This window comes from Flavobacterium sp., from assembly GCF_043778725.1.
GTDB lineage: Bacteria > Bacteroidota > Bacteroidia > Flavobacteriales > Flavobacteriaceae > Flavobacterium.
Genome location: NZ_JAYWFT010000114.1, coordinates 1 through 10,262 on the forward strand (window position 1 = coordinate 1; position 10,262 = coordinate 10,262).

At 34.4% G+C, this 10,262-nt stretch carries 10 protein-coding genes; 5 read left to right on the plus strand and 5 right to left on the minus strand.

From position 1 onward, the window contains the following. Window positions 1-179: 179 nt before the first annotated feature. Entirely contained in the window at window positions 180-716 is a 537-nt protein-coding gene (locus ACH2CG_RS10880; protein ID WP_395065069.1) for a hypothetical protein, read from the plus strand. Between the two features lie 3 nt (window positions 717-719). Here ACH2CG_RS10880 and ACH2CG_RS10885 read toward each other — a convergent pair whose 3' ends face one another. The 3 genes from ACH2CG_RS10885 to ACH2CG_RS10895 all read right to left on the minus strand — a co-directional run bounded on the left by ACH2CG_RS10885 (window position 720) and on the right by ACH2CG_RS10895 (window position 4,443). After that, on the minus strand, window positions 720-1,619 hold the full coding sequence (locus ACH2CG_RS10885) for a hypothetical protein (RefSeq protein WP_395065071.1): 900 nt from the start codon (window positions 1,617-1,619) through the stop codon (window positions 720-722). Between the two features lie 255 nt (window positions 1,620-1,874). Further along, entirely contained in the window at window positions 1,875-2,156 is a 282-nt protein-coding gene (locus ACH2CG_RS10890; protein WP_395065073.1) for a hypothetical protein, read from the minus strand. A 34-nt stretch (window positions 2,157-2,190) separates the two neighbouring features. Beyond that, a complete protein-coding gene (locus ACH2CG_RS10895) occupies window positions 2,191-4,443 on the minus strand; it encodes a hypothetical protein (RefSeq protein WP_395065075.1) in 2,253 nt (750 codons plus the stop codon). A gap of 46 nt (window positions 4,444-4,489) precedes the next feature. Between ACH2CG_RS10895 and ACH2CG_RS10900 the strand changes: the two genes are divergently transcribed. Then, window positions 4,490-5,326: a hypothetical protein gene (locus ACH2CG_RS10900; protein ID WP_395065077.1), complete on the plus strand. Its 837-nt coding sequence runs from the start codon at window positions 4,490-4,492 to the stop codon at window positions 5,324-5,326. 90 nt (window positions 5,327-5,416) lie between these two features. Here the strand turns inward: ACH2CG_RS10900 and ACH2CG_RS10905 are convergent, their stop codons facing one another. Further along, the gene (locus ACH2CG_RS10905) at window positions 5,417-5,635 is read right to left on the minus strand and encodes a hypothetical protein (RefSeq protein ID WP_395065079.1); all 219 of its coding nucleotides are present in this window, start codon (window positions 5,633-5,635) and stop codon (window positions 5,417-5,419) included. A 49-nt stretch (window positions 5,636-5,684) separates the two neighbouring features. Here ACH2CG_RS10905 and ACH2CG_RS10910 point away from each other — a divergent pair, with 49 nt between their 5' ends. Together ACH2CG_RS10910 and ACH2CG_RS10915 are read left to right on the plus strand one after the other, a co-directional pair. After that, a complete protein-coding gene (locus ACH2CG_RS10910) occupies window positions 5,685-6,614 on the plus strand; it encodes a hypothetical protein (RefSeq protein WP_395065081.1) in 930 nt (309 codons plus the stop codon). 37 nt (window positions 6,615-6,651) lie between these two features. Next, complete coding sequence (locus ACH2CG_RS10915; protein WP_395065082.1) at window positions 6,652-8,028, plus strand: hypothetical protein; 1,377 nt, start codon at window positions 6,652-6,654, stop codon at window positions 8,026-8,028. Window positions 8,029-8,090: 62 nt separating this feature from the next. Here ACH2CG_RS10915 and ACH2CG_RS10920 read toward each other — a convergent pair whose 3' ends face one another. Continuing rightward, window positions 8,091-8,342: a hypothetical protein gene (locus tag ACH2CG_RS10920; RefSeq protein ID WP_395065084.1), complete on the minus strand. Its 252-nt coding sequence runs from the start codon at window positions 8,340-8,342 to the stop codon at window positions 8,091-8,093. A gap of 50 nt (window positions 8,343-8,392) precedes the next feature. On the opposite strand from ACH2CG_RS10920, the gene ACH2CG_RS10925 reads away from it, so the two are divergent. Then, window positions 8,393-10,132, plus strand: coding sequence for a hypothetical protein (locus tag ACH2CG_RS10925; protein ID WP_395065086.1), 1,740 nt, complete (start codon window positions 8,393-8,395; stop codon window positions 10,130-10,132). Window positions 10,133-10,262 lie beyond the last annotated feature (130 nt).

Below are 10,262 nucleotides of genomic sequence, written 5' to 3' on the forward strand. Positions count from 1 at the left end.
CTTCTATATAAAAAATTTTATATTCTCAAAATTGCTCTGTTGAGGTTTAAACGACTATTATAAAATAATAAAATAGTCCGTTTCTCTGGGTTTAAACAACTATCCTCATAAAAAGAGTTTATTTAATTATTTATTTTAATTCATCTAAACTTTTATGCTGGTTTATATAACCACGAACTATGGAAGATTATAAAATTTTTTATATAGAAGCTTTGAATATTTATTTCTTTACTAAATCAAATTTAAATAGCAGAATTAAAACAGCAAAAACAAATGCTATTAACGAATATTTAGCTAGTAAAGGCTTATCCCCAAGCAAGATTTTAACCCCACATATTTTTACGGAAAATATTACTTCTACAAGAACAGGAGTTATCAACAGGATTAAGGAATTAAATCCAGAATATAAACCCGTAAACAAGTCTCTCAACAATGTTAAAAGGAATGATTTTAATAATACACATATCGTTAAATGCAATATTTGTGATAAGGACGTAAAATATTTTTCAGCAAAAGCTCATTTTAGCACTAGAAAACATAGATTATTTAGCGAGGCTATTAATAGTTTTAACCAAGAAAGTTTTGAAAAAAGTGTTATTAACGGATTCTGTGTTTGTTGTTCTACGCCTGTGGAAAATCTAGAAGAGCATGTCAAAGCAGAAAGTCATTACAGAAACTATATTGCGGGATTGGTCAACAAAAAAATAAAAAAATAACCCTTAATTAGTGAAATAAGTAATAGTGGTAGAACTCCATCCATCAAAATTACCAGCGTCGGCATCAAAACGAGTTGATTCTTGGGGGTCTTTAATGATTTCAACATTTCCAGCATTAACGTTTCCAATAATATCTCCACCAATTTTAAAAATACCAACTTGATTAATTATATTAGTACCGCTACCAGATTGTTGATAAATCATTATAGGACAAGAAACTTCAAAAGCAGGTCTCAAATCAGCTGGTAATAAGCCTGCAGGAATCTGCGTTTCAAATCCAGGAGGGCTACCAATAATATTGCCTTGAAATAAGGTTTTTCTCAAAGTTAGATTAACGAATTTCCCAATTTTCTGGTAATTAAAATCAATATCAACAGTAGTGCCATTAGGGTTTGTATCATTAGTTGATAAAGTTAAAACAAAAAATTCATTAGTAATCGCCATACCACTATCGTTAAGCGCTCCCTTATTACCAAAAACAGGAATATTTCCCGCAATAGGTGAAACTATATTATCAACGCTAGCAACAGCCCTATCACGATATTGTAAAACATTAAAATTATTAACCCACAAGTCGCTATCGTTATTTTTTGTAGCATTTTGAGTAAATTTAAGTCCGCTATGCAAAGTAGTAGTAGGGTAAATATCGCAATTCAAATCTATATATCCTACAGACGAATATCCTAAGCTAATATTTCTAAAATCAGGATTAAAAGCACGTCTCTCGCCAATTCCCAAAGTAGTCTTATTAGTATAAAACTGTTCGTCAGAGCCACCGCTATCCAAAGAAACATCACTTTCCACGAGTTTTCCATCAAAAGATTTAATCAACTTATTACTGCTATAAGAAGGTAAAAGGGAATCCGTATTCAGCAAGTCAAAATAGCTGGTTGAGTAATTCAAAAAGACACTATTCATTATATAAGTCCAATAAAGAAAATTTTTTAATTTATATTTTTAATCGCTAAGTTCAATAAGACAGGTTTTGCAGCATTCGCTTTTCATAGTTATGTTTTTCATCAATAAAGTTTGCCATACATTTAGCAAAAGTCCCATAATAATTCCAATCAAAGAAGTTATATTGAGTGCGTCGTTTTCAAAGCTAGAAGTAGAATTCATTTTATATATGAAAGATAAACTTAAAAAAAATTTTTAAAATTACCAAAGCATTTTAGCGCTAAACCATCCACTGCTATATTTATAGTTTTTATCTTTTGAGTGCCTAGCCAAGTAAAGCATTCTTCTTTTTTTATCTCCATGATTCAAGTGAGAATAATTGCCTATTTTATCGTGGTATTGCTCATAGTTTTTATCGCCAAATGCTACTTTAATAACGCTTCCCGTAATTTTGTTTTCAAGGATAGCATTGTATTTTTTTGAGCCGGGGTGAGTTTCATAACCTTTCAAAATATATTTATCAGGATTTTCTAGACGAACCATATAGTATCAATAATAAAATCTCCAAAAAATAAATTTACTTGGATTTAGCGAGGCTTTTAATAAGACTGGTTTCAGTGCCTATCATTTGTTCGTTATTCAATTGCTTTATTTTGTAGTAATCAACGCTTTTAAATTTATCGCCGCCCTTAGTATTCAAATGGGTAGAAGTTCCAATCATATTTTGATAACCACCATCTTTCAAAACTACATCAGCGGAACTATTAGGCTTATTAATAGGGAAACTACTCAAAAACTTTCTATCGTCTCTAATAGGGATTTGGTGAGTGGGGACTCTAACAGAAGGATTGGATAAAAGTCCATTTAGAGCGGGTTGCTGCATACGACTCATAGAATTCGTAACAAAATCAGGAAGAGCACCTTTATTATACATTACAGAGTCATATTGTTCTTTCGTCATGTAAGCCTTAATATATTCCGGCAAGCCTTCGTAGGTTTTATAAGCTGTTTGAAAGTTCATTATATTGGGTAAAGTTTTATCTGTATAATTATTATTTATTGGAGTAGTTGGAAGTCCTAAAACTTGGGTATCCAAAGGAGTTGGTATAACAGGCTCAATCAAAGTATTATCTGTTGGTCTAGCAGTGTTAAAATCGGCTGTTGGTAGTCCAGTTGTAATTGTTACAGGAGTAGTTATTAAAGGTGGTGGAGTGTTTATCGGAGTAGAAACAATAAAATCTAGAACAAATTCACCAGGAGTAATCTCATTATTCATCAATTTTTGCAACTCTTCATCAGAAACTTTTTGAACCACCGTAAGCAATTCTCCAAGACTAGTCTCATTAGGAACAATACCATCTTTTTTCATTTTTTCAAGAGCTAAATCCATTTCTTCGGGACTAGAAACACCCAATATTTTTTGTAATTCTTTAACTTTTGATTTTTTTTTAGCTTCATCATCGGCAATACTAGAAAAATACCAAAGAGCTAACGAGCCAGCTGCTAATATAGTAATGCCAACTAAGCCAGCTATCGCCAAAATCCTACCGCCTTCCATAGCATTATTTTTAAAAGTTCCGGTAGGTTCAGGAATATCCATAATAACATTATCAACAATCGGGATAGGTCTAGGAAAATTATTAACACGAGGTGTGAAAACGCTAATATCATTATTGCCTACATTAGAAGCCACTTGTCGCATAATCCGGCTTACATAATCTCTATCCAAATCATTATCCATTGACTTGTATACGTTGTTATAATATCCACTTGGAATGGGTGTGCCTTGTCTCATATTTAAATTAGCAACCTCGGCAAACATTAAAAATTGTGCGTAAAGTTCTGGTCTATTAGTAATATCAATAACGACGTCACCTTCATCATCACCCGCTATCATGTCCATCAAATCATTATTTTCTTCCACTGTAAGATTTTCAGTAATTTGTGTAATCCTTTCCTTAGCTTCTTCAATCACTGCATCAATTCTTTCTTCTTTCTCATCTTCGCCAATCTCAGTGTCTTTTTGAATTTCTCTTATCTGGGCTATTTCAGGGGCAATAATAGCATTACCAATTTCTTGAATATTCTCAACACTTAACTGTTCTCTAACAACAGCTACCACATCACCAACTCCAAAAGTTGTAGCAACTCCTTTTTTACCTCCGGAAGTCCTAGCACCTAAACTATAAACATTTTGACGATTGCCAGTTTCTCTTGATTTTTTAACTCTTTCTTTCATTTCTGCGACTGCTTTATCAAACTCTGCTTTTTTCTTTTTGGTTAAGGCGGTGTAATTAAAATTAGGATTTCTTTTAATGTTTCCATGAGGTTTTACAGGTACTTTCCTTTTATTATCCAATTCTTCCATAATATTATCAAAATCTTTTTTCAATTTATCTTCCGCTTCCTTGCTAAGTTCTTGTTTAAATTGTTGCCATAATCTCTGCCTACCTCTCGTAGCCATTGTAGTTTCAGAAATAGCGCCTAGATAATCATCAAAAGTTGGTCTTTCACCGGTTAAATATATTTTTTCCAAATGCTTTTTCAATTTCAATGTTTTATTAGCCACTTCATTACCAATACGCTTTTTGGCTATTTTCAAAAAATTATTATATGAGCTTTTAATTTGTTTCAGTTTATTATCAGAAATCGTGCCATCGTCCAATTCTTTCACTAATTTTCTTACTCTTGTTTCCGCCAAAGGTTTATCACTAATAGAATTATCAGCATTTCTCAACAAATTTTTAAAATCGTCAAAGCTCGGATAATCACCATCTAATTCATGGCTAGCTAAAAAATAGTTTATCATTAAATCATCAGAGGGTTCCATATTAATTATACTTAATAAAATATAATTTTCCTAGATTATAAACAAAATGATTAACTCTGTTCTTCCACCAGTGAATAACGACATTTACAATTATCCGTCCTCAGAGCCTCAAAGAATAACTCTAAGACAGCCAAATTCGGCAGTGATTTCTTTGGATACATATGACGCACAAAAAGATTTTGACAAATTCACATTCTCAGGTAATAGACTAGTTTTGGGAGGAATGAAAAGATTTTCAGCAACAGATTTAAACATTTTTTGGAGTGGATTAAACGTAAATTCAACAAACTCTCTTCTAAGGTTTTCTTATGGCGCATTTAGTTTTGAAACAACAGTCCCCCATGGATCATATAATACTCCAAAAAAATTAATGGACGCGCTAGCAAAAGCAATGAATATTGAATTAGGATCCAACGAAATTTCATGGGAAGACGACGCATTAATTCCAGGATTTGGCGCATTGAATTCTTCTAATTTGGACTTCTTTTTTCTAGATTGCCCGGCAGTTAAAAATGGTAAATATTTATGGAATTTGCAGCTCAAGCCTCCCACAACAACTTTAACAATAGGTCAAGTAGGATTGGTTTATTCTCGCTGGATTGACGTGATTAGTGAAGGGCTTACTCAATATGTTAAAAATCCAAATACGTCTTCGTCAAGCTCTTCATTTCCCACGCCTGGCAATCTTGTAGGAAGGTTTAACTCTCCACTTTCTTATGATGGGGGTTTTAGGGAAATATCTAGAAGAATCCAAGCATTCCAAAACTTTGAAATTACGAATGATTTGCAGACACTTGACATAAGCTTTCGCGACGAATGGGGAAATCCTTTATTCCTACAACAAAACAATGACATTTCGCTTGATATTTATTACGAATGCTAAAAGCGTCAAGCCGCTTAACCACGTAACCAAAAAAGCGTCAAGCCGCTTAACCACGTAACCAAATAAAAGAAGAAAAAAGAAAAAAGCAATTTAAAACTCACACATTTCACTATCATTATTAATTTTTTTAATTTCGCACAAAACCCATTCCTCAATAATTTCTGCCTTTTCTTTTTTTGTTTTTGCTGCTTTAATCCTATCCATTATTTTTCCTTGCTTAACTAATAGAACACTAGCTTGCATAACTTGCGTCGCGGATGGCATAGAAGGCTGCTGGCTCAACAAATTTAATTGGGTTAGCAATGACATTTATTATATTATTACAAAAACATATTTTCCTCTTATATTAAATAAATAGATGAAACGACAGATTATTTTATACTCTTGCAAGAAATTTAATGAAACAGGCGCAGGGACTTATTCAAGGTCTATTGAAATACCGCCAGATAGCACGCAAGAAGAGATTATTGACTTGATTAAAAGCGTAAAAGAAGCTCAAAAAAGAGAGAATGAAGAATATAGAAGAAATAAAAAGATTGAAGACTATGAAAGGCTCATGAGTAAAATCCCGGAACAAGTTGCTAGCGACTCTAATTACACCATTTCAAAAAGTTTAAAAGCTTGCGTAACCCACAAAGCGGGTCTAATGCTCGTCAAACCTTCACTAATTCTTGACAAAGGAACAGGAAACACGTTATTCATTGTAGGCTCGTCCAAGGCTGGAAAAAGTTATGCATTGATTAAAGTTTATGAAGAATACTATAAAGAAGATTCCAAGACTATTTCTATTCTTTTTACAGATAGTCCGCAAAGTCCTCATTATAAGCAGTTGAAAAAAAGAGGATTGATTGTTTGCCCGGAAGGTGGTTTTAACGATGACTCCAAAAGTTTTATTACAAAGATTAAAGGCTTGCAATCCAAGTTTGATAATCCGGTTAGGTTTCTACTCATGTTTGATGATGTTCTTAATTTACGTTATTCTGACATAATTCAAAAAGCATTGCTAATTTATAGAAACTCTTACATTTCCACCATAATCTCTATCCAATATCCGAATCTACTCAACAAATCTATGCGTGCCAATGTAAATAATATTTTTCTATTCCGGTTTAACAGCGACGAAACCATTGAAGTAGCTATTAGGGCTTTTTGCGGAAGTTATGAACCATTTTTAAGCATTTCTAGCATGGAACAAAAGATTAAGAAATATAAAGAGCTAACAATGGATCACCAGTTTATCTATGTAAATCCTGCAAACAACTCAATCTCAATATGCAAATTTAGTTAATTTATTTTTAAGAAAAAGTTTGCGCTTCTATTATAACATGCAAGATTTGAAAGTAAAATATTTATCAAACAAACGTACGCTTTTATCCGTGCCTGGAACTTTGAAAACAGATGCCTACTTTACAGAACAAGATAGTACGGTTCATTTAACGGAACTTACCAGCAACCTTGGGCGATATGTTTCAAGTCTTACTAGCTCGCAATTTGGTGCAACTTCTCAAGTAATCGTGCCTAACAATGATATTCTAGGTGAAACTTATTTGCACTTGACTTTACCAACAAATCCAGGAGTAGGAACAACTACCGCTGCGAATTATCTAGCTCCTCTAGGTTGGGGATGGTCTGCTATTAAATCAATCTCATATCTTTGGGGTGCTTCAAACGTAGCTCAAATCTCAATTAGTGGAAAATCGTTATGGGCGGTTGCTTTGGCTCAATGCGATACCTCTGAAAAAAGAAGTCAATTATGCTATCTTGGTGGTGCTGCTCTTCCTTCTAGAAAAACTGATGACGCCGAAAACTTGGATGTTGAAGGAATTGGATCAGATGCTTATATTCCTCTTGCTCTTCCTTGGTCTGTTTTGAGTAATAATGGAAAGATTGGTTTTGATACTTCACTTCTCAACTCTCCTATCACTATCCAAATACAGTTTGCTCCTGCTTCCGAATTTCTTCAATGGTCTAGTACCGCCGCAGGCACTGTTCTCGCGAATATTCCAAGCTCATTTGATAATGCTGAAATTGTAGTTAGACAGCACATGTTTTCTGATCGCAGTCAATCTCTTAAATTTGAAATGCAAAATAATCCTACAAACATTTATCACTATCCTTTCAAACATTTCCAAAGTTTCCAAAAAGATTTTTCTGCTACTACTGGTGTAGATTCTCAAGTCCAACTTACAAATTTTATTAATGCTGATTTGATTGGTATGGTTATTTATGTAGTGGAGACTGCAAAGCTTAAAGGTGGTTCTACTGTTGCACCTACTGAGGGTGATCGTTTTAAACTTAATCCTCTTGATATTTCTTTACCTTACGATGTTAAGCTACTCTTCAACGGACAAGTCTTGTATAATTCTCCTGGAAAACTTTACCTTTTGCAAAATTGTGCTGGTCTTAATGGAAGCGGTTCTTATTATTCCTCAAAATTATCTAAGCAACCTGATGTTGGAAATGATGGTGTTTTAAGCACTTTTAGTCGTCTCCCCATTATTCGTGATATGATTTTTATTGACTTTTCTAGAAAGCATTCTTTGAGTTTTGATAATGAATTTGCCAACACTTTCCGTATCGCTCAACAAACTCTTGACTTGACTATGAAACTACCAAAAGGCGAATATACTCTCTTTGCTACATATGTATACAATGGTGTTAATGCGGTTCAACAAGGCTCTTCCAACTTGTATTTTGACTAGTTTGCGTCAAGCCTCTTCACAGTTGGTGGAAAAAAAGAAAAAAATTTTTTTGGGTTGGTTTTTTAAATTTCGTAATTATCTGCTAGAATGGATTGCTGCAACATAAGGATTGCTGTATCACGATCCAATGACTGCTCTTTGGCTTCATGGAATTTAATCTCTTGAAGAATTAGTGTTTGCGTTCTGTATTTCAAAATCATGTATAAAGCGTTGGCTCTACTAACCGAAATACTCATAGCGTCTGCAATTTCTTGCCTTTTCATTCCCCATCTAATCATAGTTTGAAAATTATCATACTCATCTTGGAAACACATTATATTTGTAGTTTTTATTTTTTTAAAATATTTATCATATATATAACATAATGTCTGGCTCTGTATTTCCAAGTTATGGCGCAAGCTATTTTGATCTACTCTCTCAAAGAATTGACGATAATGAAGCCGAAATTACCGATGTAGATTTTGCTAAACTTACTAGGCCTGATCCGATTATTCCTAATGGCTTGTTGTATGTTTCTGATTTTGACGGCAATACTAAAAGTTCTACAATTCTATGTCAAAGCAACAATGCGCTTCAATCTGTTAAATGCGTTCAACTAAAAACTTCCACTGTTAATCCTGCTACTCAAATCCCTGAATTATCCGGGCAAGACGCTTCTACTGTTTGGCTTTCAAGTGCTAACGGTCATTTGTATAGAGGTGCTGTTGATTTGGAAACCACTGGATCCGGGGATATTTCTGGTCCGGCAAGCTCTTCATCCAATTCTATCGCCATTTTTAACGGTATTACGGGTAAAGTAATAAAAGAAAGCAGTATTAGCGCGCTAGGAAGTTCTTTAACTTATCCAACAATTTCTGGAACAACTGATTTGCTGATTGTAGGCAATAGTATCTTTTCATACAACCCTATTGAGCCTTTTATAAAATTGGGAAATCGCCTAAATCCGACTAGTGAAACTAATGCGATTATTATGGGGGATGGCATTGGAGGCAATTCTTTTCAAGGCGATAAACATATCATTTTGGGGAATAACAGTTGTGTTTCTGCAAACAATAAAAACAGCTTGATTTGCCTTGGTAGCGGAAGTATGGTGAGTGCATTTGGTAATGACGCTATTTGTCTGGGGCATGATAGTCTTTCTCGCGCTGGAACTAAGCAAATAATTGTTGGAGATAATACGTATAACAGCAGCGGTATTTCTGGGGCAAACGTCGTCATGCTGGGTCATAATATAATGTCAAACTCTGGCGGAAACGGGACTAATAGCGTAGTCGTGGGAAATGATACAATTAGCGTTGGTGGATCTAGCTCTAGTGTTATCGTTGGAAGTAATACACTGCCTATTGCAACAGGATTTAGTAATGGTAGCACTATCATTGGAAGGGGTAATTTTCCTAGCGTAACAAACGGTATTTCTGCTAGCGTTATTATTGGAAATGGTCTGGGAGTTGGAATGACTTCTGGCTGTTCTTCTTGTTTGTGGATTGACGCCGAAGGAGTTAGTAATGAAGTTAATACGCTTAGATTAGGGACTTTGAAAACCTCATGCTATATTTCTGGGATTTATTCTGCAATTGCTGCTTCCTCCACTCAAAAAACTGTAAAAATGAATAGCGACGGAAGACTTGTAGCGAGTTATGAAGCACGTCCATTTGGATCTCATTCTATTTCTGGCTCTAATCTTGCAGCTATTAATGTGCCTACTTATACCGTTGCAACTACTAATCCAAGCACTGGGAAAATCGTTATGGGAGTCGCGCCTACTTCTAATTTTAGTTCTGACGGTTTGTTTGTTTCTGGATTGACTGTGGGGAGTTTTAGATATACTGGTGGTGCTGCTCTTGCAAGAATTACTTTGAGTATTGGTTTGACTTATTCTGGAACTACTTCAAGTTTGCTAAATGTTTACTTGTTGAAAAATAATGTATTCGTCCCTAATAGCTTGTGCGCTGGAACACTCTTTATTGGTAATACAAACTCGCCTAGCTTTATGGTTTCATTGCTCGCTAATGATCTTTTGGAAATTGGTTTTACGACTATTGGAACAGGCGCGGGAATTATTAGTGTTTATAACGAGAATAGATTTATTGAGATTGTTGGCTAATACTTTTTTGTTCTTTACTCCGCTAGAACCATATAGTGGTTTACGCAAATTGAAAACACCTATCAAACTTAGTTTTTGTAAATACGCGTCCTTTCTCATCGTAATCAAATCTAGTTTTACCAGCGCATAA